Origin of the sequence: Enterococcus sp. AZ091, from assembly GCF_051714805.1 — a bacterium.
Classification (GTDB): Bacteria; Bacillota; Bacilli; order Lactobacillales; family Enterococcaceae; genus Enterococcus_D; species Enterococcus_D gallinarum.
Genome location: NZ_JBIOSO010000001.1, coordinates 2,511,523 through 2,538,239, shown reverse-complemented (window position 1 = coordinate 2,538,239; position 26,717 = coordinate 2,511,523). Strand labels below are relative to the sequence as shown.

Genomic DNA, 26,717 nt, shown 5'->3' with positions numbered 1-26,717 from the left:
CTTTTATATTTTTTGATTGACAAAGTCCCTATACAGCTACTATGATAAGGATAATCAAATAAATACGTTGATCGGAAAAAAGAAAGAAGCCAGAGTCATCCAGCGAGCTTGGGATAGTGAAAGCCAAGTTGAATCCTTTTTTCGCAGGCATCCGGGAGTATGACTCAATGAAGCTGCCGAGTAATCGGAAGTAGGGTGGAACCGCGAGAATATCGTCCCTATATCTATGCGCAAGTATAGGTATAGGGATTTTTTGGTGTGGTTCACCATTGCTCGAATCACTGTGATCGACCTGTAAAACAGGACATACAAGTCCTTGTTAGCGAACCCTGCTGGTAGAAGTGACTGCAGGAGTAACACAGAAGAGACGAGCAGATGTGAAACAGTAGGCTCGCAGGGAGAACGTAGTACCTGTGTCCTATTTCATGAAAAACTCAACCTTTGCGGTAGAATCAATGACTTAGAAAAGGAGGGGACTCTCATGCCATTTGATATGACGATTGCTGCATCAGAATTCAAAGAAAAAAAATTAAAAGTGTTAGCAAGTATTCCATTGCAAATCTTAGTCAAGCAAGATGATCAACTAGTCAAAGAGTTAACAACAAAACCGGACCAAATGTTGTATGATTTGTCAGATGTTTTGACGGATGACCATGTTGTTGAAGTAAAATTGATTCCAGGTCATGTTGTTGAATTTTATCCAGTAGTCAATGCGTTGTAAGAAAGGAAGAAAATAATGAGTAAATTAACCGTTCAAGAAATGATCTTGACTTTACAGAAGTTCTGGTCTGATAACGGCTGTATGCTAATGCAGGCGTATGATACCGAAAAAGGAGCAGGAACCATGAGTCCGTATACTTTTTTACGTGCAATTGGTCCGGAGCCTTGGAACGCCGCCTATGTGGAGCCGTCTCGCCGACCGGCTGACGGCCGTTATGGAGAAAATCCCAACCGTTTGTATCAGCACCATCAATTTCAAGTGGTGATGAAGCCCTCTCCAGAAAATATTCAAGAATTATACCTTGAAAGTCTGCGTTTGCTAGGGATCGATCCGCTAGAACATGATATTCGCTTTGTAGAAGACAACTGGGAAAATCCTTCTATGGGTTGTGCTGGTCTGGGTTGGGAAGTTTGGCTAGACGGCATGGAGATCACTCAGTTTACTTACTTCCAACAAGTTGGAGGATTGGCCTGCAAACCCGTTACTTCAGAAATCACCTATGGACTAGAACGTTTAGCATCTTATATCCAAGAAGTTGAAAGTGTCTATGATTTGGAATGGTCGACAGGGGTCAAATACGGCGAGATTTTCCGTCAGCCTGAATTTGAACATTCAAAATATTCCTTTGAAGTCAGCGATCAAGAGTTATTGTTAAGCAATTTTGATCGCTTTGAGGCAGAGGCAAAACGCTGTATCGATGAAAACCTCGTTCATCCTGCATATGACTATATTTTGAAATGCAGTCATACATTTAACCTGTTAGACGCTCGAGGAGCTGTTTCGGTAACTGAACGTGCTGGATATTTGGCTCGTATCCGTAATTTAGCAAGACAAGTTGCCAAGTTATTTGTCGCTGAACGAGAAAAACTAGGTTATCCATTATTAGCACCAGAAGAAGCGGAAAAATTGATTGCGGGAGGGAAATAAAATGGCACAAAATCTATTATTAGAAATCGGTTTAGAAGAAATGCCAGCACATGTTGTCACGCCAAGCATGAAACAGCTACAACAAAAAACGGCGGAGTTTTTGACAGCTCATGCACTGCAATTCAGTTCGATCGAAGCTTATTCTACACCTCGACGTTTAGCTGTATATGTGACTGGGATTCCGGAAAGTCAAGCTGATACGCAAGAAGAAGTGAAAGGACCTGCCAAAAAAATTGCAATCGATGCTGATGGCAATTGGTCAAAAGCAGCCCAAGGGTTCGTTCGTGGACAAGGATTGACCACAGATGCAATTACCTTCAAAGAATTAAATGGTGTGGAGTATGTCTATGTCACCAAGCATATTCAAGGTAAACCAGCGCTTGAAGTTTTAACTGGTTTGAAAGAGGTCATTACTAGTTTGGCGTTCCCAGTAACAATGCACTGGGCAAATTTCGATTTTGAGTATATCCGGCCAATCCACTGGATCGTAGCACTGTTTGGCGCTGAAGTCGTACCATTTACAGTCCTTGACGTAGTAACAGATCGGAAATCCCGTGGCCATCGTTTCCTTGGAGAAGAAGTCACCTTTGAAACTGCCGATGACTATTTGAGTCAAATGGAACGCCAATTTGTGATCGCTGATCCATCCAAAAGACAGCAATTGATCGTAGACCAAATTGAGGCAATTGCTAAAGAAAACAACTGGCGGATCGATCTTGATGAAGATCTTTTAGAAGAAGTGAACAACTTGGTAGAATATCCGACTGCTTTTGTCGGTGACTTTGATGAAAAATATCTTTCAGTTCCAGAAGAAGTCTTAGTCACTTCGATGAAAGAACATCAGCGGTATTTTGATGTGCGCACCCCAGAAGGTGTTTTGTTGCCCCATTTCATTTCAGCAAGAAACGGCGATCGGGTAAAAATCGATAATGTAGTCAAAGGAAATCAGAAAGTATTGACAGCGCGTCTAGAAGACGCGGAATTCTTTTACAATGAGGATAAGAAACTTACCATCGATCAATGTGTGGAGAAACTAAAACAAGTCACTTTCCACGAAAAAATCGGTAGCTTATATGAAAAAATGCAACGGGTAGCTGTTATTGCTCAAATCATTGGAGAAACCGTCGGATTGTCTGAAGATGAAAGAACAGAATTGAAACGTGCATCAGAAATCTATAAGTTTGATTTAGTAACGAATATGGTCGGTGAGTTTCCGGAATTACAAGGAGTCATGGGTGAAAAGTATGCTCTCTTGCAAGGAGAAACACCGCAAGTGGCACAAGCGATCCGTGAACATTATATGCCTGTCTCTGCTGAAGGTGCGTTACCTGAATCAAGCGTTGGAGCAATTTTAGCAATTGCTGATAAGTTAGACAGTTTACTGTCATTCTTTGCAGTGGGCATGATTCCAAGCGGATCGAACGATCCATACGCATTGCGCCGACAAACTTATGGCATCATTCGGATTATTGCTGAGAAACGTTGGTACTTCCCGTTAGCCCGTTTACAGGAAAAAATCCGCACAGCAATCAATGAACAGCCATCAGTCTATGGCATTCAATTGAACGAAGGACAAGAGCAAGTCATTGATTTTGTTGACGGACGTCTGCGTCAATTCTTAGCAACGAAAAACATTCGTCATGATGTGATCGAAGCAGTGATCAACTCTCGTCAAGGCGATATCAGTCTTTTGTTTGAAGCTGCTCAAATGTTGAGAGCACATTTGAATGATTCTGATTTCAAACCATCGATGGAAGCTTTGACAAGGGTCATTAATCTTGCGAAAAAGGCAGATCTTGAACACAAACAAATCAATCCTGAATTGTTTGAGAACGAATCAGAAAATACGCTTTATGAGGCAGTGGTCGCCATTGAAGATAAGTTCCCGCAACAAACGATGGAACAAAACTATCAAAGCCTAGTTTCATTGAGACCATTGATCGAAGCTTATTTTGATCAGACAATGGTCATGGTAGATGACGAGGCAATACGTCGCAATCGTTTTGCATTATTGGATAAGATCGCCAAAATGAGTTTGGCAGTAGCCAGCCTTGATGCTTTAGTCACAAAATAAGATTTGATCCAGCTAGTGTCCAACAATGTGTGTTTGGATACTAGCTGAATTCCTAAAAAAGCCTAGCCATCTTCATTTACTTGAAGATGGCTAGGCTTTTTATATACGCGTCAATTTAACGACAACTTCACAACGAGCAGTTTGAGGAAACATGTCAACAGACTGTAGATACTCAATCTTGAAGACAGACGCTAATTTGACCAAATCACGGGCTAATGTTGAAACATTACAGGAGATATAAACCATTTTCTTTGGCGGCTGAGCAACTAACGCTTGCAACAGGTGGTCATCTAATCCAGTTCGAGGGGGATCAACCACAATACTGTCGGGTCTAAAACCAGCAGCAAACCATTTAGGGAGTAAGTCTTCAGCAGTTCCTGTTTCATAATGCGTATTATTTGCTTGGATTCGACGGGCATTTTCTTTGGCATTTTCGATTGCTTGCGGAATGATGTCCATCCCACGGACTTCCTTTGCATGTTTTGCGAGGCTTAGTCCAATCGTTCCAACACCACAATAGGCATCAACGACGGTTTCATTTTTGGTCAATGCCAGTGCTTTGATTGCTTCGTCATAAAGTATACTAGTTTGTTGCGGATTCAGTTGGAAGAATGCACGAGGAGAAAGGTCGAATGTTAATTCCTGCAATCGTTCTTCAATCGCTTCTTTTCCCCAGAGATGTAAAGTTTCACCCCCCATGATCACCGAGGTCTTCTTGCTTTGGACATTTTGCATGATCGAAACTACTTGAGGCATGCGTTGATTGATTTCTCGAATCAAGGCATTTTTCTGTGGCAGTTTGCTAGAGTTCGTGATAAAAACGACTTGTACTTCGCCGGTCGCTCTGCCCACTCTGACCATCAAAGTCCTCAGGATGCCGCTGTTTTTTCTTTCATCATAGATTGGGAGTTGATACTTGTTCAGTAGCTGCACAAGGCCATTGATCACATCTTGGGTTGCTTTTTCTTGGACGAGACAATCATCAATCGCCACTAAACGATGAGAATCCATTTCGTAAAGACCAGCTTCGATTCGTTTTGATTTTGTATCATATCGCAACTGAAATTGCGCTTTGTTGCGATAGTGCCATGGTTCTTCCATGCCAATCGTATCTTTTAAGATATACTTCTGATAACCTTTGGGCTTAAATTTGGTTAATGCTTGTTTTAATAAGTCTTTCTTAAAGTCTAGCTGCTTTTCATAAACAAGATGCTGTAATTGACAGCCCCCACAACGATCATAAAATTTACAAGGGGGGAGAATACGGTCGCTGCTTTTTTTGATGATTTTGGTCATTCTCGCTTCTGCAAACCTCGGAGTTGCTTTGGTCACTTCTGCAATCACTTCTTCCCCCGGAAGAACTCGCGGGACAAAGACGATCAATTTTTTATAATAGCCGATTCCTTCTCCGTTGATTCCTAAACGTTTGATCGTCAGTTGTAGTTTTTGACCGTTTTTAAGTTGTACGTTTGCCATGATTGCTCCTTATCGATAAATAGTCTCTCTATTTTACCATACTTTTTATAGCTCTTTTGAAGGAATTTCCCCTTTTTTGTGATAAACTAGAATATACGTTCGTGAGGTGAAGAAAATGATAACGATCATTCGTATCAGTAAGGGAAAAGGTCCCTTTTACGAAGTAGAATGCTCCAATGGAGAATCTTTGCGGGTTTCTGAGGATCTTCTGGTTCGTTTCCGTCTTCTAAAAGGAAAAGAAGTGACGGAAGAAGAGTTGACCGAAATCAAAAAAAGCTCCGGTTTTGATATTGGGCTGCAGCAAGCAATGAATTACATTAGCTATCAACTACGTTCCGAAAAAGAAGTTCGTACCTATCTAAAAGACAAAGAAATCAATTTAGAGGATCGCCATTTGGTCGTGCAGCGATTGAAAGAACTAAATTTACTTGATGACCGTACCTACGGAGAAAGCTACTTGCGGACACAAATCCGTTTAGGAGACAAAGGGCCATCAGTCATCAGTCAGCAACTAAAACAAAAAGGGCTGTCTGAAGAAGTGATTCAAGAAGTGATGCCGTTATATACAGAAGAAAAGCAATTTGATGTCGGCTATCATACTGCCGAAAAAGCATTGCGTCGGTTCCAAGGGAAAAGTCACAAAGAGATGATGCAGAAACTATCGCTGCACCTAATGCAAAAAGGGTTTAGACAACCAGTTATCCAATTAATTTTAGATGAACTGCCTACAGATAGAGACGACGAAGAGGAAAACGCAGCTTTGCAAAAAGAGGGTCAACGACTTTTGCGAAGACATCAGCGGTTGCCTTTGAATAAAAGAAAAATGAAAATCAAACAAGGTCTTTACCAAAAAGGTTTTGCTCTGGATGCGATCCAACAATTTTTAGATGAGGAAGTTATGGATGAATAAACAGTGGGAAAAGTGGTCAAAAGAGGACATTCGTTCTTTCCAAGACAAGTTTTTGAATTGGTACCATGATGAAAAAAGGAATCTCCCCTGGCGAGCAACCAACGATCCCTATGCAATCTGGATCTCGGAGATCATGCTCCAGCAAACAAGAGTGGACACCGTCATTGGCTATTATTACCGCTTTATGGAACAATTTCCAACCATCAAAGATTTAGCTGGTGCAGAAGAGCAGAAGCTTTTGAAGGCTTGGGAAGGATTAGGTTATTACTCTCGTGCTCGCAATTTAAAAGCTGCCGCTCAACAAATCATGGCAGAGTTCGATGGAGAGATGCCACAGACCATCACTGATATTCGTTCGTTAAAGGGGATTGGTCCTTACACTGCCGGGGCGATCGGCAGTATCGCTTTTGGATTGCCGGAACCTGCAATCGATGGCAATGTGATGCGTGTAGTGAGTCGTTTGTTTTGTATTGAGGCAGATATAGCTAAAGCGAGTTCTCGCGGAGTCTTTGATGAAGCAATGCGTACAATCATTTCTCACGATGAGCCAGGAGAATTCAATCAAGCTTTGATGGATCTTGGTTCAAGTATTTGTACGCCGACTTCGCCATTATGCGAGGAATGTCCACTGCACGAATATTGTCTAGCCTATCAGCAGGGAACACAAACCGACTTTCCCGTAAAATCAAAAAAAGCGAAGCCAAAAGATATGTATTACATTGCTGGAGCTATTGAAGAAGATGGCCGCTTTTTATTGGTGCAGCGACCAGAAACTGGCTTGTTAGCCAAAATGTGGCATTTTCCGCTTTTGGAAGTGGATCAGGCGACCTATATGCAATTATTGGCTTATTGGCAAGACCAACAGTTAACATTGGATGCAGTTGCAGAAGAACCAGCTCCGATTTTCCCTGAATTTCCCGTCGTTTGGCAAAAAAGACATCTTGGTGAGGTTACTCACATCTTTAGTCATTTGAAATGGCACATACTGCTTTTTTATGGACGCACACCGTCGGAATTCTCGTTAGAACACAGTCAATGGGCTGCGCCAGAAGAATTTGAACAGTATGTCTTTCCCAAACCTCAGTTGAAATTAGTCGAACAATTGAAGAAAAATCATAAAGTCGATAAACATTTCTAGGCAAAGGGTTGTTTTATTGCTATAATATTTACGATATCGGTGTAATGAACACCCAAACAAAACGCAAGTTTTCTTGCTGAGGGAAGGGTTGCTATGCGAGTTCCAAAAGAAGGAGAGTTTGTCAGCATCCAAAGCTACAAACATGACGGCAATTTGCATCGAACGTGGCGGGATACTATGGTCTTAAAGACGAGCGAATTCTCAATGATTGGTGTCAATGATCATACATTGGTGACTGAATCGGATGGAAGACGCTGGGTTACCCGTGAGCCAGCTATTGTATATTTTCATAAAAAATACTGGTTTAATGTAATCGCAATGATCCGAGAAAAGGGGGTTTCCTATTATTGTAATCTCGCTTCACCGTATTTGCTTGATGAAGAGGCCTTGAAATATATCGATTATGACCTTGATATCAAAGTATTTCCTGATGGTGAGAAACGTTTACTAGATGTGGATGAATATGAGCTTCATAGCAAGATCATGCATTATCCGCAGGACATTGATTTTATTTTAAAAGAAAATGTCAAAATTTTAGTAGATTGGATCAATAATGGCAAAGGACCATTTTCTGAGGGGTATGTGGACATTTGGTATGATCGCTACAAGCAGTTGTCTCAGAAATAGCAAGGAGTAGCCGTAAAGGGTCACTTCAATGTGCAAAAGACTCGACTTTAATTAGAAGTCGAGTCTTTTTGTATCAAATAATAGTGCCTGTCATCGAGTGATTGATTTGTAAGGCGGGGCTTCTTTAAAGGAGATTCATCCAGTTCTATAAAGAAGCGAAAGTTGTCAATCACGTGAGTTATAACTGATTGACAGCTTTTAAGATACTTAGTTCTGCAGATATTTACTCATTTTGATGTGGGGCATATCCGCATCAAGAAATTCTTCCCCTTCAGGTTGGTAGCCTAGAGAAAGATAAAAACCTTTTGCGGTTAGCTGAGCACCTAAAGTGATTTTTTGAAACCCTTGTTTCCGAGCAAAATCCTCCGCCCCTTGGATCAAAATTCGTCCGAAGCCTTTTTTGCGATGGGCAACGGGTACGGCCATACGCTGAAGTTTCAATGTGTGGCTATCTATAGGAAGCAGCCGCAAAGTTGCTGTTGCTTCTTTTTGTTCATTATAGAGAACAAAATGGACCGCGTTTGCTTCGTCCTGATCGATCTCAAGACTTAAGGGCACGCCTTGTTCTTTGACGAAGACATCATTACGAATTTTCAACGAGTCCAGATAAATTTCGCTTAATGTATCTTTGGTTTGTGCGACGAACATAAAATCAACCACCTTCTTATTTCATCAATTATTTTCTAAGTATACCATTTTTACGAAAAGAAAAATGGCTTTTGCGGCTAAAGTCGCAAGCTTTTTTTTGCAAAATACTCTATAATAGTGAAAAAAAGGAGGGAATCGTTTGTTCGACAAATTCAAACAATCAAAACTTTTCTTCTGGTCATTAGAAATTCTCGTTCTTGCCACGTTAGCTCTGGTATTGAGCAAAATCAATTTCTTATTTGCACCAGTAGGAACATTTTTTTCGACATTATTTGCGCCGGTCTTAATTGCAGGCTTTTTGTACTATCTGCTTAATCCGATCGTCGTTTTTCTGATGAAGACCACCAAGATCAAAAGAATCTACGCTGTGATTTTAGTTTTACTCTTATTAGTAGCAGCTATTGTCCTAACAGTCGTAAGCGTGATTCCAAATCTGATCAACCAAATTTCACAACTTGCAGAAAATATTCCTACTTTTGCTAAAAATATGGAGACTTGGATTTCTAAAATAGCAGATGACCCAGTATTTAAACAGATCGATTTTGCGCAACAGTTAGAAAATCTCAATCTTTCCTATGGTTCATTGCTGCAACAATTTCTAAGTGGGCTGTCAACAAGTTTGGGATCGATCGTAGGAACGATTGCTTCAGCAACGATGATCATTGTTACAGTACCATTCATCTTGTTTTATATGCTGAAAGACGGCGAGAAACTTGTGCCAAATATTCAATCAGTTTTACCTGAAAAAAGACGAAATCAAATCATCGAGTTATTGGGTGATCTGAATAAAACATTGTCCAATTACATTAGCGGACAAGCGATTGAATGTATTTTTGTCGCGACCTTTACCTTTATCGGCTACTGGCTAGTGGGTGTCAATTACGCCTTTTTATTTGGTGTCATTGCAGGGATCACTAACTTGATTCCTTATTTGGGCCCTTACCTCGGCTTGATTCCGGCAGTTTTAGTGACAATCTTTGATGATCCTTTCCGGGCTCTGTTATGTGGTGTAGTCGTGTTAGTCGTTCAACAATTAGATGGTAATGTGATCTATCCTAATGTAATCGGAAAGTCATTGGCGATTCATCCGCTAACCATTATTTTAGTGTTGCTAGTCGCAGGGAACATCGCTGGATTACTAGGTATTTTCTTAGGAGTACCTTTCTACGCCATTTGTCGTACGATTGTAATTTTTGTGATTCGTTTGATTCGTGACGATAAAAGCAAGAAAAACCAAGAGAAATTGATCGAACTAGATAACTGATGGTTTTTATTGCAAAGAAAAAAGCTTTATGATACGATTTTATCGTGGGTATAGCCCACGATTTTTTTTAGAAAATGTAAAAATAAGGAGAGAATGCTATTATGAATGCTGACCCCGAGAGTCAGTCGCTATTAGCGCAAATTTTATTATTGATCGTTTTGACATTGATCAATGCTTTCTTGGCTGCTTCAGAAATCGCGGTTGTTTCAGTTAATAAGAACCGTGTAGAACAGAAGGCTGAGGAAGGAAATGTCAAATCACAAAAATTATTGAAAATCATTGACAATCCCACCAACTTCTTGTCGACGATCCAAGTTGGGATCACATTAGTCAATATCTTATCAGGGGCCTCACTGGCAGATACGCTATCTACCCGCTTAGCACCCGTTCTAGGTGGCGGAGCTGCAGCAAAAAGCCTGGCTAATATCATTGTATTAGCGATTTTGACCTATGTTTCGATCGTATTTGGTGAGTTGTATCCAAAACGAATCGCAATGAACAAATCTGAAGAAGTTGCTCAATTTACTTCAGGTGTGATACGTGTGATTGGTACGATCGCAAAACCCTTTGTTTGGCTGCTTTCCGCTTCAACTAGTTTGTTAGCTCGAATCACACCAATGGAATTTGATGATGAAGATACAAAAATGACTCGTGATGAAATGCGGTATATGTTAGAAACAGAAGGTGTCTTTGAAGAAGATGAACTGGAAATGCTACAAGGAATCTTTTCATTGGATACGAAGGTGGCCCGTGAAGTGATGGTGCCGCGGACTACTGCATTTATGGTCGATATCAATGATTCAGTAGATGAAATTTTGACAGAAATTTTAGCAGAAAACTATTCTCGAATCCCAGTATATAATGAGGACAAAGACAAAGTCGTAGGTATTTTACATACAAAAAACCTGCTGAAATGTGCCTATAAATATGGATTTGAAACTTTAGATATTAAACAAATCCTCCAAGAACCATTATTTGTGCCTGAAACTGTTTTTATTGATGACTTACTCTATGAGTTGAAAAAGACTCAAAATCAGATGGCTATCTTATTAGACGAATACGGCGGTGTCGTAGGTCTGGTTACTTTAGAAGACCTCTTAGAGGAAATCGTTGGTGAGATCGACGATGAATCGGATGAAGTAGAAGAATTATATGAACAAGTTTCTGATCATGAGTACATCATCCAAGGGCGAATGTTGATTGATGACTTTAATGAAGCATTTGATATGAGCCTGCACATGAGTGATGTTGATACAATGGCGGGATATTTGATCACAGCTTTAGGATTGATTCCTGATGAAGGAGAGAAATTATCCTTTAAAGTGGATAACGTCACACTGATCACAGAAGAAATGGAAGGGTCACGTGTATTGAAGATCCGCGTTATCTTCCATGATCCTGAAGAAACAGCTGTCGAACCTGAAGAAGAACGCCGCTATTTCAAAAAAGATTTTGAAGAAGACGAACCTCGTCGATAAAATGAATGCTTGAAGCAAATGCTTCAAGCATTTTTTTGTCTAAAAATAATATATAGAACAGAATGAGTTAATCAAATGATACAGATTTAGCTAGATAAAAAAACTAAAATAACTAAGCATATTTCTTGCTTTTCTTGTGAATTAAAGAGAGGATAAGAGTGCGATAACTAGAAATCATTGTGGGGTGGGAAAATGAGATTTTACCGAATGAAAAGTGATGATATTCGGATGAACTTAGCTACTGAAGAATATTTAATGAATAACGTAGATATTTCAGAACCTTGCTTGCTGTTATACATACAAAAGCCTTGTGTTATAATCGGTAGAAACCAAAATGCCTACGAAGAAATAAATTTTGACTATTTACGACAAAATGACATCGTTTTAACCCGGAGAACCTCTGGTGGCGGAGCGGTTTATGACGATCTAGGCAACATGAGTTTTAGCTTTGTGACTAAAAAAGATGTGACTCATTTTGGTGATTATCATGGTGCCACCCAACCTATTTTGAAAGCATTGCAGAAGATGGGAGCAAAAGAGGTTGAAGTACGGGGAAGAAATGACTTGTTTGTTGAAGGAAAGAAATTTTCTGGTAACGCCATGTACACAAAAAATGACAGAAGCTATTCCCACGGAACATTGATGTTCGATGTTGACTTAAGCGTTTTGACAAAAGTGTTGAACGTTCCGCAGGAAAAGATCGACTCGAAGGCAACAAAGTCAGTGCGTAAAAGTGTGACCAACATCAAGCCCTATCTTTCTGAAGAATATCAACAGTTGTCAACGAAAGAATTTAGAGATCAATTGCTCTGTCATATTTATGACGTCGACAACATTGAGGAAATCCAAGAAAAAGAAATCAAATTAACGGCTGAAGATCAACGGAAGATTAATCAGTTGTATCAATCGCGATATGCCAATGATCAATGGATTTATGGGGAAGCCCCGAATTATCAATGGACGAAACGCAAACGTTTTGAAAATGTTGGTATCGTTGAACTACGCTTTTCAGTGGCAAAGGGGAAAATCACAGAAGCACAAATCACTGGAGATTTTTTTGGCGAAGAAGATATCGCTGGTCTCGAAAAACAGCTGATTGGTCTTCCTTATAATGAAGAGTTGCGGCAGCATTTTCAAGAGGTGGAAGTCGCGAAATATATCCATCAACTGACAAATGAGCAATTTGTATCACTACTTTTCAATTGAGTTTGAAGGCAGAGGAGCGTCAGGAACCAAATATGATCGAAGTAAAAGAGGTTTCACAAGTATATCAGGACAATGTCCTTGATCGAGTATCGTTAACAATCAACAATGAGATCGTCGGTATCGTCGGCAAAAGCGGTTCCGGGAAGTCTACCTTGTTGCGTCTGATTAATTTGATCGAATCTCCTTCAGCTGGCGAAATCGTGATTGATGGCGTGAACACGACAGGATTGACCAAGAAAATGAGACGAAGTCTACAGCAAGATATTGCGATGATCTTTCAACAATTTAATCTGCTCCATAATCTGACTGTCTACGACAATGTTTTTTTGCCTTTAAAATTAGCTGGAAAATCACAACGACAAGTGATGGAAACGTTAGACTTCGTAGGTATGTCTGAAAAGGCTTCGGTTTATCCTGCTTCTTTAAGTGGAGGGGAAAAGCAACGAGTAGCAATTGCCCGTGCTTTGGTCAAAGAACCAAAGATCCTCTTGTGTGATGAACCGACCAGTGCATTGGATGAAGATACTAAGGGAGATGTTTTATCGTTATTGCAAAAGGTTCATGGCACTTTCCAGCCTACAATCGTGTTTGTTAGTCATGAATTGTCAGCGGTTCGACAAGTTTGTGAGCGGGTCTATGTTATGGAACAAGGAAGAATCGTAGCGGAAGTAGCGAATACGCCGCATCTTTTACAAAAAGAAGAATTAAACTATGTCGATCGTGTGATAAGGAGTCTAAAGCATGACGATAATTGAGAGTATTCAATACTATTTACCAGAATTGATGCAGGCGATGGAGGAAACCCTGATCATGATGAGTATCTCTATCTTCGCCGCTGTTTTGATTGGATTGCCATTAGGTATTCTATTATTTATTAGTCGTGAAAACAACAATCAGGGAACGATTTTGTATCAAATATTAAATTTGCTGATCACGGTCATTCGTTCGTTTCCTTATTTACTGTTTGTTGTTGCGATGATTCCCGTCACTCGTTTTTTGTTAGGCAGCTCGTTTGGGCCGATCCCAGCAAGTATCCCATTGAGTATTGTGTCAATCGTCGTCTATGCTCGTTTAGTCGAGCAGGTATTGTTGGATGTCCCAGAAGATGTCGGACTATTGGCACGCTCATTAGGTGTCTCCACTTATCAATATGTCAAAGAATTTTTGCTCGTGGAAGCAAGAAGCGGGTTAATCCTGTCTCTGACGACAACGATCGTCAGTATGGTGTCTTATTCCACAGTGATGGGAATCGTTGGCGGAGGAGGAATCGGAGACTTTGCCATCCGTTATGGATATCAACGGTACGAATATGGGGTCATGTATTTTGCCATTTTAGTGATGATCGTAGCAGTTTTTAGTATTCAGTTGATTGGGAATGGGTTAGCAAAAAAAGTTGATAAAAGAAAGTAGGAGTAGGAATGAAAAAAGGAATATTTTTTGGGTTAGTACTAGCAGTAATGTTTCTCGGTGCTTGTGGAACAGGGAATGAGTCGCAATCAGAGGATAAAGTGATTAAAGTCGCTTCTCAAACGACCCCTATGACAGATGTTGTCAAAGTAGCAGCCGATGCGGTAGAAGATGGCTGGAAAATTGAATTGGTACAAGTAAATGACAATATTCAATACAATGAGCTGTTGAATAATAAGGAAGTAGACGCAAACTTTGCGCAGCATGAGCCGTATATGCAACGCTACAATGAGGAAAAATCAGCAGATTTAGTGGCTTTAGACAAAATTTATAATGCTAAAGTGGGCTTTTACTCAAAAGAGTATACAAAAATTGAAGACATTCCTGAAGGAACGAAAGTTGCTCTGCCGAATGATGTTTCTAATGAAGGACGAGCATTAGCCATCTTAGCTGAGCAAGGATTGATTGAATTAAAAGATGGAGTTGGAGTCAATGGTACGATCAAAGACATTACTGCGAATCCTAAAAACTTTGAATGGTTGTCTGTGGACTTATTGAATCTAGCAGAAGCCTATAATGAACCAAATGTCTCCCTTGTCTACAACTATCCGACCTATATCGCCAAAATTGGTCTAAAGCCTGACGATGCCTTGTTCTTAGAGAAAACGATAGATGATCGTTTTGCGATCTCTTTAGTTGCTCGTAAGGACAATCAAGATTCAGAAAAAATCAATGTTTTGCGAAAAGCGATGACCAGCGATAAAGTCAAAGAATTTTTGGAAAATGAGCATAGTGATACATTAATTCCAGCCTTTTAGTTTTTTGAGTGTTTTTCATGCTTTCACAGCAGTTCTCGTATAAATACAAATAGCTATCAAGCTGCTTAAACAGTTGCTCTCTAGACTTTCGAATCTGAATGATAGAGAGCATTTGTCTGTAATTTTTCTTTTTTCCGCTCTTGATACATGATATACTGATTTGGTCAGAAAATCTTTGTATAGACACAGAGAGTTCTAATTTCAAGGAATGGAGTAACTACATAACATGGAGAATCCAAATTTAAAACAACAAGTTGAAAGTCGTCGCACCTTTGCGATTATTTCTCACCCGGATGCTGGGAAGACAACGATCACTGAGCAGTTGCTGCTATTTGGGGGAGCAATTCGCCAAGCAGGAACTGTCAAAGGAAAGAAAACCGGTAATTTTGCTAAATCCGACTGGATGGAAATCGAGAAACAACGGGGGATTTCTGTCACTAGTTCTGTAATGCAATTTGATTATCAAGGAAAACGTGTGAACATTTTGGATACACCAGGACATGAGGATTTCTCTGAAGATACGTATCGTACGTTAATGGCTGTTGATAGCGCCGTGATGGTTATTGATAGTGCCAAAGGGATCGAAGCACAGACGAAAAAGCTTTTCCAAGTCGTAAAAAAACGGGGAATCCCGATCTTTACCTTCATCAACAAATTAGACCGTGATGGTCGTGAACCATTAGAACTTTTAGAAGAGCTAGAAGAGTTGCTTCAAATCGAGTCCTACCCAATGAATTGGCCAATCGGAATGGGAAAAGGGCTTGAAGGACTTTATGACATTCACAATCAACGGGTTGAAATTTATCGTCCAGAATCTCATGGCGGTGAACGCCTGATTCTATTTGATCAAAACGGTGAAATTCCCCAAGATCATCCGCTGAATCAAAATGGTGTCTATCAACAAGTGTTGGAAGAAGTCGAATTATTACAAGAAGCTGGCGATTCCTTTGATGAAGAGAAAATCGCTCGTGGTGATCAAACCCCTGTCTTTTTTGGCTCTGCGTTAACAAACTTTGGTGTGCAAACTTTCTTAGAAACATTTTTACAATTTGCACCAGCACCTTACGGACATAAGACAATGACAGGAGAAGAAATTAGTCCATACGAACAAGAGCTTTCAGGATTTGTTTTCAAAATCCAAGCCAATATGAACCCCGCACACCGTGACCGGATTGCCTTTGTCCGCATTTGCTCAGGAACATTTGAACGGGGAATGGATGTCACGCTTGAGCGGACAGGCAAAAAAATGAAATTAAGTAATGTGACCCAGTTCATGGCAGACACTCGCGAAAATATTGAGCAAGCTGTTGCCGGCGACATCATTGGGGTATATGATACCGGAAATTATCAAATTGGTGATACTTTATATGAAGGGAAATTGAAAGTCGCCTATGAAGAATTACCTTCGTTTACACCTGAACTCTTTATGAAAGTAACAGCCAAAAATGTTATGAAACAAAAATCATTCCATAAGGGGATCTATCAGTTAGTGCAAGAAGGAGCCATCCAATTGTATAAAACGTATCTCAGTGATGAATACATTATTGGAGCGGTTGGACAGCTGCAATTCGAAGTATTTCAATATCGAATGCTGAACGAGTACAATGCAGAGGTGATCATGTCGCCAATGGGACATAAGATTGCTCGTTGGATCGATCCTAAAGATTTGGATGAAAAGATGAGTTCAAGTCGCAACATTTTAGCCAAAGACCGTTTCGACCAGCCATTGTTCTTGTTTGAGAACCAATTCGCGATGCGTTGGTTCGCCGACAAATATCCAGATGTCGAATTGAAAAGTTTGATGTGAAAACACTGCTAGTACTTGTGACGGCAAGTGTTCTCAAATGATGGGAGCGAGAAATGAGTTGGTTCTTGTCTAAAAAAACATTCTTATCGTTTTTGATAAGAATGTTTTTTGTTTTGTATCAGTAAAAAATCGAATTGTTTTGGTCTAAAAAGACTGATATAATAATTTACGACGTGAGACGAGCGCTTATAGTGTTGCAAATAGGAGTAAGGGGGTCATTATGAAATTAATCAAGCGTGTCAATTTGCTTGACGATAAAAAGCTAATCATGAAACTGAATATCTTAACGATTCCTCTATTGGTTATTTTCTTTGCTTTATTTACGCTTTTAACATTAGACAGAAAGTTATCGGAAGAAGTCACTATCGATTTAATGTATCTCGTTATTGCCATTCTATCAATGGCAGGGTTAATCATCTTTCACGAATTGATTCACGGGATTTTTTTTAAGCTGTTCAATAAGGAAGGAAAAGTCAAATTTGGTTTTAAGAATGGTTTGGCCTATGCAACAAGTCCTAATTCCTTTTATTCAAGGTGGCAGTTTTTACTTATTTTGCTTGCTCCTTTTGTCTTGATCACTTTGATCTTATGGCTGTTGTATGCGTATAGGGAAATTTCTCCTTATGCATTTGTCTGGTTGGCTTCTTTTCATGGGTCAGCCTGTATTGGGGATTTTTATTTTTGTTATTTAGTGACTAAAGCTCCAGCGCATAGTTATGTAGAAGATACCGAACAGGGGATAAATTTTTATTCCAATCATTAGCAAAGCACAGCCATTAGGGCTGTGCTTTTTTGCACTCATTTGAAAAACGTTTTTGTTGCGTAGCATGGCTATCATTTGTCAATCACTTTGCTATAGAGCATGCACTGAAGATCAATTTTTTTGTTGGGCAATTTTAATGAAATCTTTTTTTCTTTTTGACGTTGAAAACCGCGCTTTTCATAAAATTGATACGTACAAGCACTATCTGTAAAAAGATAAATTTCTTTTCCTTGCACTCTTTTCTGTAGTTCATTTAGCAGCCGCGTTCCGATCCCTTTGATAGGTATATCAGGATTAGCTGCTAAGAAAATGATTTCCCCATCCGGTGAATGGTCACTTAAATATTCAGAAAGGAGTTGATTGTTTCCGGCATCATATGCTCCGGCACTTTCTTTGGCAAAACTATTCTGTAAGAATTCAAATAGTTTTATGTACATCATTTGTCCAAAAGAAGTATGCGCTTTAGGTGCACCGCTTATTTCCGCTAGTAAAACTCCAGCCAATACATCTTCGTGATAGAGAGCAATAATCTCAGTCGCGCGATTTAATTCCAAGTACCAGAAATATCTGCCGTAAAGATTTAAGAGCAGTTTGTTTTTGATATACCAATCAAAGTGCATTCCTTTGATGGCAAACTGGATGGCTTTATGATAGTCTTTTTTTTCTAAATTTCTGAAAGTTAAAGTCATTTTTTATTCTCCTAATCATTGGTTGTCTGTGATACACTTATAGTATAATAGACACTTTGTCGATTATTTATGGACAATCTTACTTGAACTTGTCGTTTAAACGACAAGTCTAGCCATAAGTGTCGAATAGGGGGAAGTAGAATGAATAAAGAGGATCGTCGGTTTAAAAAAACTGAACGGGCGTTGGCAGAGGCTTTATCAAAACTGATGATGGATAAAAAAATACAATCAATCACTATACGCGAGCTAACAGAAACAGCCGATTTGCATCGATCCACGTTTTATAAACACTATACAGATATTTACGATCTATATGAGCAACTGGAAATGCGATTCTTCCAAGACATCAATCAACTGATTTCCTTTGATAACACTCACAGCTATGAAGACTTGTATATAAATCTAGTTGAGTACGTCTATCATCATTCGTTTGTCTATAAGCTATTCATTACTTATTCAAACGGTTTGGAGGTACAAGAAAAAATGAAACAGTTGATCGAAAAAAATTACTTGGAAATTTGGTTGTATGAAGATAAAAAGAATGTGATTACTGAAGAGATGAGATACTTTACGACCTATCATATTCAAGGTTGTCTTTCCGTATTGAATTATTGGGTAGAAACGAATTTTGCTTACTCAAAAAAAGAAATGCTGGAACTATTACAGAAATTAAACAATCATCTCGAAAGAATCATGCCATGAGAAAAATTATAATTTGTAAACGAGGCACGATCGCTGTAAAAAAGATCGCATCCCCTTTTGATTTGGAACTAGAATTACTTTAACATGATGATTGAACGGAACGGATAATGCGTTAGTTTTCAAATAAAAATTCTGCTAGAAAAAATCCTCTTAAAAAGATCTATAAGCTTTTTAAGAGGATTTTTTGTATCTAATTCTAAGCTGGTTAGTCGATTCTGTCAAAAAAAGATTGTACATAATGTGTAATTTTTTGACAAAAAAAGATAACTAAAAAGGTTATAAATGCTTTATTTTAAAGTGTAGGAAGGTCATTTGCCATAAATAATCTCTGAAGGTGATTTGAAAATGATGGAAATATCAGAAAGTAAAAGTATGAGAGGAAAAATGTTTTCCATACGATTTACAAATAAAAGACACGTATATTTTCTTAGAAAATGTGTTTTTCCTGTAAATTATACTTTAAAACAAGTAGAAAATTACTTGCACAATTCATTAAACATTGTAAAAGAAACATTAGAAATCCTCGATGCAACGAATGTTCTGATTATGGATGGTTTCAAACGTTCTAATGAGAGCACAGATAATACATTAATTGATGCCTATTGGATAGACGCCGAACAATACATAATAGAGTTGAACTATACAAATAAGGTAGATTATATCATTTTAATTGCAAATATAGATACAGAGCTGGATGCTGTCGAAAAATTTGTCAAGAGTGAATACCCAAATTCTCAGTTTACGATCGAACATTATGATGAAGCGTGGATAGTAAAATCGTGAATAGTCTTCGTCAGAGAGATGATTATAGGAAAAAGAGAAAACTCATGCCATAGAAGAATCGAATGTCTTTCTAGCAATTGATGAACCAATAAATTTTGATTTTCAAGAAATTGATTTTAGTAAGGAGCTATTAAATCATGAAGGTAGTATAAATGTAGAGATTTCACTGAATGAATTGATTACTGATGACATTTTAGCGATCTCTTCATTTGGTAATGGCTTAAGTGCGGCTTTTGAAAACGCAGAAGAATGGGTAGTTACGCAATCTACAGATGTCCGTAAGTTTTACGTTACATTAGTTCCTAAGAAATTTCTGGCGCATGATCAAGAGAATTATAAAATTGTTTTTACTCTCAGTGAGATGACCTCAGGCGTTACTAATCCTAATTCATCGGACTTAAAAACCGAACTCAGAAATAGTCAAGAAGAAAATGAAGCCTCGACAATGAATGAATGATTGGATGGAGGAATCGCTCTCTGAAACAAGTACTATTTCTTCCTCAAATAGCACCTCAACTGGGAGTGTGTTTCACGGTAGTGAGAGTGCTTTTTTATGGAAGAAGCACAATCGCATAGTACTGTATTTTCATTTTCCCAAGAATCATTCGATTGTCAGACTAATTCTCCCATCTAATTGTGAAGCAGGTTAATTCCAGCTATGGCACATAATGAATATCCCAAGATCTGCCTATCAGACGGTCGGGGTTCAGATTTCTGTGTTAAACAAGAATCCGATCTTTGCAAATTAATAACAGGCGCAAAAGATTAAAACATTACTAGATAAAATTAAAGAATACTTTATTCTTATTGTGAATAAAATTGCAAAAAGAAGAGAATATTATCAAAAAAAATAGTGTATAGTTTTTTTGTAAGACCATCTTCTTACAAAATAAATAATAAAGGAGGAATGAAATTAATGAAAAAGGTTACTTTAGTAACAACATTATTGCTTGCTCTATTTTTTGGAGCATCAGCAAGTGCAGAAGTAGTTACTGTAAATGTCACAGAAGGAGCAGCAACATTTACTTTAGCTACTCCTGTTGAAACAAAAACTGTAGATTTTGCAGATATTAGTTTCACAGAAACGAAAGCGAATCCGCTAACAGGTACTTTCACGTTATCTGGAACATTAACGAATAAGTCATTTGGAGCAAAGCAAGTAGTGATAACAGCAGCAGTTCCTGGAGAAACCTCAGCACCTGGTTTAACGATTGCAACGAGTGAAGTATTCAAAGTTGAAGCAAGTCAAGGCTATGAAACGACTGAAGAAGGTACTTTTGATTATACAATTGATCCTTCAACTTTTGACAACACTAAGGCAAGTGATTACGTAATCACACTAACTGCATCAGAAGTGACAGACGTCACTCCTTAATCGTATGTTATATCCTAGCTACAAGAATGAATCTTATTCTTTTAGGGTGTTTCTTTTGTTCCTGTGCTTAGGAATATTTTTTTTCAGTCCAGAAGCATTGGCAGAAGAATCGATTGGCTCTTCTTTTGAAGTTCAGATCCAAGCAGACAAGAATTCAAGTATAGTAAAAGATATTCAATTTTCGCCTGATCTGAACCAAAAGTATACTTATACAGCAACTGTTACTAATCATGAAAGTCATGCCATTGAAGTATCGGTTTTTCCTAGTATCGCTGTTTCAACTAGGACTTCAATGACTTATGTTGCGGAAACAAACAATTTGCTAAATAAAGATTATGATTTAAAGAAGTACGTAAAACTCTTACCAATTGAAGGTAAATTGGAAGATGGTCTTTTAAAAATAGATGCAAAGCAAAGCAAAAAAATCAAAATCATAATTAATGTAAATAAAAAGATTATTGGGGAAGTATTAGGTGGAATCAATTTCTCTCAAGCAATTGGTTTACAAGAAAATAAAGATTCCGTAAATGTTCAGCAAGTTTATCAAAAAGTAATCGTTGTTCGCTTGAAACAAAATGAATGGGCTCAAGAAACAAAACAGATCATTGGGGACTTTAAATTTACGATTACAGGAAACGCAACGACTCTTTCTTATTACCTTTACAACAAGAATCCACTTGTTACTTATGCAGAAGGTGGCTCCTATCGAGTAATCAATCCTGATCAAGAGATCATAGCTGAAGGGGAGATAGAACAAGAGAAGATTGTGCTTTCACCGTATATAAAAACAATGTTTGAGGCGCCATTGTTAGATAAAGCTGAATTGATGTCTGGGGAGTATCAATTTGTTTTATCCGATGGCGAAGATGAGACGATAACGTATTTTAATTATACGAAAGAAGAAATTGATCAGTTTATAGAGGAGACTACAGATCTTAGTAATAATGTTACAGTGAAGTCAAAAGTCAATCTTTGGTTGATCATCGCCTTATCACTAGTTTCATTTTTGCTTATTTTTTCGCTTGTAAAATTGCTAAAAAAATAAGAAAAGTTTAGGGACGTACTTCGCCTCTAAACTTTTCTTGTTGCTTAAAAGTCCGCTTCTGTCATCTGTTATTAGAAAAGCGCTTGCTGAAATTTTTCCTGGCAGTTTTTATTTCCTCAAAGAATTGTTTTATTTGTTTGATACAAATTGTCTTCGTGAGTTCTTTTATATCGGAACTGGAGCTTTTTAATTTTGATAAAAGAAAGTGTTCACTCATGAGTAGATTAAATGATTCGCAATCATTGTAGATTAGCTCATTTTAGTTTAAACATACCTATCATCCTAGGGCGACAATTCTCAGCGACGACCAGAGGTTCTTATTTTTTATCACTATTTATCTAAAAAAACTATTTCCACCGATAAAAAGAGTATCTTTTCATCTCAATAGGTAACTGTACTTAATAATTGTTTCGTTTCAGAGATAGACAAAATTATCGAAGTAACTATCATTAAAAAGGAGAGCATCATGGATTTATGGAAGTTGTTTCTGACAGAGAGGCAAGAACAAAAATTAAACTTGTTAGAGGATATTATTTCAAAGACTGAAACATCAATTGATGAACTAGCTTGTAAGCATTCGCTGACTAATCGCAAGGTGAAGTCATTGATTATGCAGATCAATGAGGATTACATAGTAGAACTGAATATAACCGACTCACTCATTAAATTTGAAAATAGATTATTTAGACTTTCTGATGTAGAGACCCCAGAAACTTTTACGTCTTTGTATTCAAGTTTAAAGATACAGTATATTAGACAAAGTTCTGTTTTCCAAGTCCTGAATTACTTTCTTAAACATCGAAAAGTAGGGATGGTCAAGTTATCAATGCAATTTAATTATAGTCAGTCTTATTGTTACAAATTAGTCAATAAAGCAAACGATATCATTCGAACGATTGGAGTCGATTGCCAGATTAGAAAGAGAAAATGAATTATTTAGTTGTGGAAGGTAAGGAAAGCCAGATACGAGTACTTTCTTATATTCTGAATACACATTCTTCGACATTTGCTGAGGACAATTATTATAGTTATCATAACGAAAAGAATGTAACGAGGATCAAGCAAGAGAAACTTTCTAGAATAACTAGAGTTTTTATGGATGCCCATAAAATAGGAAGTTATACTGATATAGATTCAAAAGAGGAGACGGCTATAAGCGACTGTTTATATGAAGAAATCCGACTAGGATTTTGTCAGACTTTTTATCCGTTAGATAAAAAGATCAATCATTCTATTTATCAGTCAGAAAAATTCTTTTACTATCTTTTCGCTATTTATTTCTTTCCAGAATATTTGACATCTGAAATCTGTGAACGATTGGGGGAGCGATTAATGAAATTATCTGGAAATCCTATCGTAGATCATGCATGTGAAGCTTTGAAGAAAATGGAGGAGAGTTACAGTATTCCTGCCAACCTTCATAGCACATTTGTTTTTCATCTTGTATATCGTTTTTTGATCACGGATAAGCTGAGTTTAAGTTCCTTCTTTTACCACGAAGATAAGAAATTGTTGTTGAACGATAAGTTTCTAAAAATAAAAGAGATGATAAAATCAGTTTACAAAAAAAGCATAGCGGAAAGAGATTTGGATATATTTAGTACACAACTAACAGAGCTGCTATACTCCTATGTTGGACATGTGATGGCGGAACCTTTGAATGTCATGATTAATATTACCTATCATGCCAACTATGTAATGTTAGTAAAAAATTATATAACAGGTGTATATAAAAAGGAAACTGTAACTATGGTAGAAAACCTTGCAGAAGCAGATATCGTTATTTCTGATCGATTTGTTGAATCAAAAAAGAATCAGTGTTTTTTCTTTCTTGAGGATATCCATAACATTGAAACATGGAAAAGGTTAGGGATATTTATCAATGGGAGGATCATCGAACGGCGAATTCGATCTGAAAGTGCCCCCAAAATTAGCTAGGATCGATCTGTTGATTGAGTCATGGCACAGATGCTTTTACTTAAAGATTGATTGTTTCGCAGGGGCAACGATAAATAAGTCAAAAAAATATATCTATAAAAGAGGGCTGTGACAGTCATCTTTTATAGATATTTTTTATAGTGATTTCATTGGTATTAGGTTTGCGAAGAAAGCGATTTTTGGATAGAAATTTCTACAATATCTGGCATTTCAATAACTGAGATCGTTTCAGGTTCATAAGAACCAGGCGGTAATTTTTTCAAGAAGTAATGTTTGATTTCTTCAATTTCGGTAGGTTTGATTGCGCGTTTTTTGTTGATCAGCAATATTTCGTTGTGATTTGGGGCAGAAGTAAAGATGACTGTGATGTCTCCGGCAGTATATACTTTTACCATTTCAGCATCGGTATTTTCAAGCTGATTCATAACTAATCGAGAATGGCTGTTTGTCACATTGATCAATTTCACCATACTCACCTCACATTCTATGTATTTTTACTAATATTATAGGGCGTTTTTTTTAAAAAGAAAAGCCAGACAGCTTGAAAACCTTGGTTTTTTTGAGGTTATTCAGGCGTCTGGCATAGAAATCTAGACAAATAAGGTACGATGTCTGGCTGTTGCGAGGATTTTACTCATCATCAGAAGGCTGTTTTTCTTGTTCCTTTGGCTCTTCGGGTGTGTCAACAGTTTTTGCTGTCACAATGATTTTGTCTTCAGAATCCAAAGTTGCTTGTAGATCATGGACTTGAGGATGATCAAGATAAAATTCTGCGATACCATCTTCGATATGATCTTGAATCGTTCGGCGTAATGGGCGAGCCCCCATCGTAGCACTATAACCAAGCTCTACCAATTTTTCTTGGACATTTTCTGGAACTTCAATATGCAATTTTTGATTGGCTAAGGTTTGATTGACATCTGCGAGCATCAAAGAAACGATGGATAACAGATTTTCTTTGCTTAATGCTTTGAATTCAATGATGCCATCAAAGCGATTCAGAAATTCTGGTGTGAAGTAGTTATTTAACTGATTCAAGACAGATCGTGTGACACCTTCCCGGGCTGCTCCAAAACCAACATTGGCTTCTACTTTTCCAGTGCCGGCATTACTTGTCATGATGATCAATGTGTCTTTGAAGCTGACCGTGCGTCCTTGAGCATCAGTTAAACGACCGTCATCCAAGATTTGCAAAAACATATGCAGAACATCAGGATGAGCTTTTTCGATTTCATCTAAAAGAATTAAGCTATAAGGGTTACGACGGACTTTTTCCGTTAACTGTCCAGCTTCTTCATAACCAACATAACCAGGAGGAGAACCAATCAGTTTGGAGACACTGTGTTTTTCCATGTATTCTGACATGTCAAAACGAATCATTGATTCTTCAGAGCCAAACATTTCATAGGCAAGTTGTTTAGCAAGTTCTGTTTTACCAACACCAGTTGGTCCGACAAAAAGGAACGAACCGATCGGACGGCTTTGTTTTCCTAATCCCACACGATTACGACGGATCGCTTTGGCAACTTTATCGATTGCTTCATCTTGTCCGATTACATGCGATTTCAGATCTTGAGCTAAGTTTTTCAACTGAGTTTGTTCTTTTTCTTTGAGTTCGCCAACCGGAATGCCTGTCCGTTCTTCAACGATTTGCTCCATATCCTTTTCGGTGATCACGGGTGTTTCTTCTTCACTGATTTGACGTTCTTTCATTTTTTGCAGCTTATTGATTTGATCTCGGTAGTAAGCAGCTTTTTCAAAGTCTTCTTCTCTAGAAGCAGCTTGTTTTTGTTCTTCTGCTTCTTGCAATTTCTTGTCGATTGTTTTCGGATCGACAATTTGAATAGTCAGATTTTTTTTCGAGCCGGTCTCATCCAGAAGATCGATTGCTTTATCAGGCAAGAAACGGTCTTGGATGTAGCGATTGGAAAGGGTAGCAGCAGCTTTGATTGCCTCATCCGTATATCTTACATGATGGTAATCTTCATATCGAGGCTGTAATCCTTTCAAAATACTGATGGTTTCTTCTACAGAAGGTTCATCGACTCGGACAGGTTGCAAACGACGTTCTAATGCTGCATCTTTTTCAATGATGCGATATTCGTTCAATGTCGTTGCGCCGACCATTTGTAATTCGCCGCGAGCCAATGCTGGTTTCAGAATGTTTCCAGCGTCCATGTTGCCATCACCAGCAGCCCCTGCGCCCACGATCTCATGGACTTCATCAATGAATAAGATGACATTTTCGGCTTGTTTGATTTCTTCAATCAATTTTTGGATCCGCTCTTCAAATTGTCCGCGAATACCCGTTCCTTGAACCAGTGACGCAACATCTAAGCGAATCACTTCTTTATCCATTAGTTTTTGAGGAACGTCACCGTCGACAATTTTTTGTGCCAGACCTTCCACGACAGCGGTTTTACCTACACCAGGCTCACCAATCAATACAGGATTGTTTTTCGTTCGGCGATTCAAGATCTCGATCACCCGACGAATTTCATCGTCACGTCCTACGACTGGATCGATCCCGCCGTCTCGAGCTTGTTGTGTGATATTGATGCCGTATTCGCCTAAAAGACCAGAAGGTGCTTGGCCATTGCGCGGAGGTTGTCCGCCGATTATGCCGTTTCCTCCAGTTTGAGTTGGAGGCGTTTGTTCATAAGGTGAATTTCCTTGTTGCATTTGGCGAGACATTTGTCGAAAAAGGTCATCAAGATTTCCGAAGCCGAAGGGATCCTGAGCCATCATATTTGTTGGATTTCCAGATTGTGCTTTTAATTTTTGGTAACAACTTTGACAATAATCGAGTTGTTTTCTTTGACCATTGACATTGGCATAAAGATGAATAGAAGCTTCATTTTTACCGCAATTTTGACAAAGCATATGTTCACGACCTTTCTTATCATTTGCTCATCTATCAT

Annotated in this window: 26 protein-coding genes; 21 read left to right on the top strand and 5 right to left on the bottom strand. The window is 38.4% G+C overall.

The window, feature by feature from the left end; genetic code table 11:
* The first annotated feature begins 481 nt into the window (after window positions 1–481).
* From IGJ28_RS12525 to glyS, 3 genes are read left to right on the top strand one after another with little or no spacing between them, the layout of a single operon-like run.
* Window positions 482–721, top strand: coding sequence for a hypothetical protein (locus tag IGJ28_RS12525; RefSeq protein ID WP_003126309.1), 240 nt, complete (start codon window positions 482–484; stop codon window positions 719–721).
* A 12-nt stretch (window positions 722–733) separates the two neighbouring features.
* On the top strand, window positions 734–1,648 hold the full coding sequence (gene glyQ, locus IGJ28_RS12520) for a glycine--tRNA ligase subunit alpha (RefSeq protein WP_162787489.1): 915 nt from the start codon (window positions 734–736) through the stop codon (window positions 1,646–1,648).
* Between the two features lies 1 nt (window position 1,649).
* Window positions 1,650–3,722 (top strand): glycine--tRNA ligase subunit beta, encoded by a 2,073-nt coding sequence (gene glyS, locus IGJ28_RS12515; RefSeq protein ID WP_081131594.1) that lies wholly within the window; start codon window positions 1,650–1,652, stop codon window positions 3,720–3,722.
* Between the two features lie 99 nt (window positions 3,723–3,821).
* On the opposite strand, the gene rlmD is transcribed toward glyS, so the two are convergent.
* Window positions 3,822–5,198, bottom strand: a complete 1,377-nt coding sequence (gene rlmD, locus IGJ28_RS12510) for a 23S rRNA (uracil(1939)-C(5))-methyltransferase RlmD (protein ID WP_438845422.1) — start codon at window positions 5,196–5,198, stop codon at window positions 3,822–3,824.
* 115 nt (window positions 5,199–5,313) lie between these two features.
* Here rlmD and recX point away from each other — a divergent pair, with 115 nt between their 5' ends.
* The 3 genes from recX to ntdP all read left to right on the top strand — a co-directional run bounded on the left by recX (window position 5,314) and on the right by ntdP (window position 7,873).
* A complete protein-coding gene (recX, locus tag IGJ28_RS12505) occupies window positions 5,314–6,108 on the top strand; it encodes a recombination regulator RecX (RefSeq protein WP_252711369.1) in 795 nt (264 codons plus the stop codon).
* The gene (gene mutY / locus IGJ28_RS12500) at window positions 6,101–7,246 is read left to right on the top strand and encodes an A/G-specific adenine glycosylase (RefSeq protein WP_252711368.1); all 1,146 of its coding nucleotides are present in this window, start codon (window positions 6,101–6,103) and stop codon (window positions 7,244–7,246) included. Before recX ends, mutY begins: the two co-directional genes overlap by 8 nt.
* A 93-nt stretch (window positions 7,247–7,339) precedes the next feature.
* Complete coding sequence (ntdP, locus tag IGJ28_RS12495; protein WP_003126316.1) at window positions 7,340–7,873, top strand: nucleoside tri-diphosphate phosphatase; 534 nt, start codon at window positions 7,340–7,342, stop codon at window positions 7,871–7,873.
* Between the two features lie 207 nt (window positions 7,874–8,080).
* On the opposite strand, the gene IGJ28_RS12490 is transcribed toward ntdP, so the two are convergent.
* A complete protein-coding gene (locus tag IGJ28_RS12490; RefSeq protein ID WP_081131591.1) occupies window positions 8,081–8,521 on the bottom strand; it encodes a GNAT family N-acetyltransferase in 441 nt (146 codons plus the stop codon).
* Between the two features lie 139 nt (window positions 8,522–8,660).
* On the opposite strand from IGJ28_RS12490, the gene IGJ28_RS12485 reads away from it, so the two are divergent.
* From IGJ28_RS12485 to IGJ28_RS12450, 8 genes are all read left to right on the top strand, one after another.
* Window positions 8,661–9,785, top strand: coding sequence for an AI-2E family transporter (locus tag IGJ28_RS12485; protein WP_003126318.1), 1,125 nt, complete (start codon window positions 8,661–8,663; stop codon window positions 9,783–9,785).
* Between the two features lie 101 nt (window positions 9,786–9,886).
* Complete coding sequence (locus tag IGJ28_RS12480) at window positions 9,887–11,263, top strand: hemolysin family protein (RefSeq protein ID WP_003126319.1); 1,377 nt, start codon at window positions 9,887–9,889, stop codon at window positions 11,261–11,263.
* 192 nt (window positions 11,264–11,455) lie between these two features.
* A complete protein-coding gene (locus IGJ28_RS12475) occupies window positions 11,456–12,469 on the top strand; it encodes a lipoate--protein ligase (protein ID WP_438845421.1) in 1,014 nt (337 codons plus the stop codon).
* Between the two features lie 32 nt (window positions 12,470–12,501).
* Window positions 12,502–13,224, top strand: a complete 723-nt coding sequence (locus IGJ28_RS12470; RefSeq protein ID WP_081132169.1) for a methionine ABC transporter ATP-binding protein — start codon at window positions 12,502–12,504, stop codon at window positions 13,222–13,224.
* On the top strand, window positions 13,211–13,879 hold the full coding sequence (locus IGJ28_RS12465) for a methionine ABC transporter permease (RefSeq protein ID WP_060813401.1): 669 nt from the start codon (window positions 13,211–13,213) through the stop codon (window positions 13,877–13,879). The genes IGJ28_RS12470 and IGJ28_RS12465 overlap by 14 nt, the downstream gene beginning before the upstream one ends.
* Before the next feature lie 8 nt (window positions 13,880–13,887).
* Complete coding sequence (locus tag IGJ28_RS12460) at window positions 13,888–14,694, top strand: MetQ/NlpA family ABC transporter substrate-binding protein (protein WP_003126324.1); 807 nt, start codon at window positions 13,888–13,890, stop codon at window positions 14,692–14,694.
* 226 nt (window positions 14,695–14,920) lie between these two features.
* Window positions 14,921–16,501, top strand: coding sequence for a peptide chain release factor 3 (locus IGJ28_RS12455; protein WP_438845420.1), 1,581 nt, complete (start codon window positions 14,921–14,923; stop codon window positions 16,499–16,501).
* Between the two features lie 220 nt (window positions 16,502–16,721).
* On the top strand, window positions 16,722–17,264 hold the full coding sequence (locus IGJ28_RS12450; RefSeq protein ID WP_252711366.1) for a DUF3267 domain-containing protein: 543 nt from the start codon (window positions 16,722–16,724) through the stop codon (window positions 17,262–17,264).
* Between the two features lie 71 nt (window positions 17,265–17,335).
* Here the strand turns inward: IGJ28_RS12450 and IGJ28_RS12445 are convergent, their stop codons facing one another.
* Window positions 17,336–17,953 (bottom strand): GNAT family N-acetyltransferase, encoded by a 618-nt coding sequence (locus IGJ28_RS12445; protein WP_171917547.1) that lies wholly within the window; start codon window positions 17,951–17,953, stop codon window positions 17,336–17,338.
* A 141-nt stretch (window positions 17,954–18,094) separates the two neighbouring features.
* Between IGJ28_RS12445 and IGJ28_RS12440 the strand changes: the two genes are divergently transcribed.
* The 7 genes from IGJ28_RS12440 to IGJ28_RS12410 all read left to right on the top strand — a co-directional run bounded on the left by IGJ28_RS12440 (window position 18,095) and on the right by IGJ28_RS12410 (window position 23,796).
* On the top strand, window positions 18,095–18,655 hold the full coding sequence (locus IGJ28_RS12440; RefSeq protein ID WP_081132173.1) for a TetR/AcrR family transcriptional regulator: 561 nt from the start codon (window positions 18,095–18,097) through the stop codon (window positions 18,653–18,655).
* 345 nt (window positions 18,656–19,000) lie between these two features.
* On the top strand, window positions 19,001–19,438 hold the full coding sequence (locus IGJ28_RS12435; protein ID WP_103299739.1) for a hypothetical protein: 438 nt from the start codon (window positions 19,001–19,003) through the stop codon (window positions 19,436–19,438).
* 175 nt (window positions 19,439–19,613) lie between these two features.
* Window positions 19,614–19,895, top strand: a complete 282-nt coding sequence (locus tag IGJ28_RS12430; RefSeq protein ID WP_171917546.1) for a hypothetical protein — start codon at window positions 19,614–19,616, stop codon at window positions 19,893–19,895.
* Window positions 19,896–20,354: 459 nt separating this feature from the next.
* Complete coding sequence (locus IGJ28_RS12425) at window positions 20,355–20,813, top strand: hypothetical protein (protein ID WP_113849597.1); 459 nt, start codon at window positions 20,355–20,357, stop codon at window positions 20,811–20,813.
* A gap of 55 nt (window positions 20,814–20,868) precedes the next feature.
* Window positions 20,869–21,858, top strand: a complete 990-nt coding sequence (locus IGJ28_RS12420) for a DUF916 domain-containing protein (protein WP_176333519.1) — start codon at window positions 20,869–20,871, stop codon at window positions 21,856–21,858.
* Window positions 21,859–22,324: 466 nt separating this feature from the next.
* Entirely contained in the window at window positions 22,325–22,789 is a 465-nt protein-coding gene (locus tag IGJ28_RS12415; protein WP_438845419.1) for a helix-turn-helix domain-containing protein, read from the top strand.
* Window positions 22,786–23,796 carry a hypothetical protein gene (locus IGJ28_RS12410; RefSeq protein ID WP_438845418.1) on the top strand — a complete coding sequence of 337 codons (1,011 nt, stop codon included), beginning with the start codon at window positions 22,786–22,788 and terminating at the stop codon, window positions 23,794–23,796. The genes IGJ28_RS12415 and IGJ28_RS12410 overlap by 4 nt, the downstream gene beginning before the upstream one ends.
* 155 nt (window positions 23,797–23,951) lie before the next feature.
* Here the strand turns inward: IGJ28_RS12410 and IGJ28_RS12405 are convergent, their stop codons facing one another.
* Window positions 23,952–24,263, bottom strand: coding sequence for a DUF1827 family protein (locus IGJ28_RS12405; protein ID WP_029486733.1), 312 nt, complete (start codon window positions 24,261–24,263; stop codon window positions 23,952–23,954).
* Between the two features lie 163 nt (window positions 24,264–24,426).
* Entirely contained in the window at window positions 24,427–26,679 is a 2,253-nt protein-coding gene (locus IGJ28_RS12400) for an ATP-dependent Clp protease ATP-binding subunit (RefSeq protein WP_005471248.1), read from the bottom strand.
* Between the last annotated feature and the right edge of the window lie 38 nt (window positions 26,680–26,717).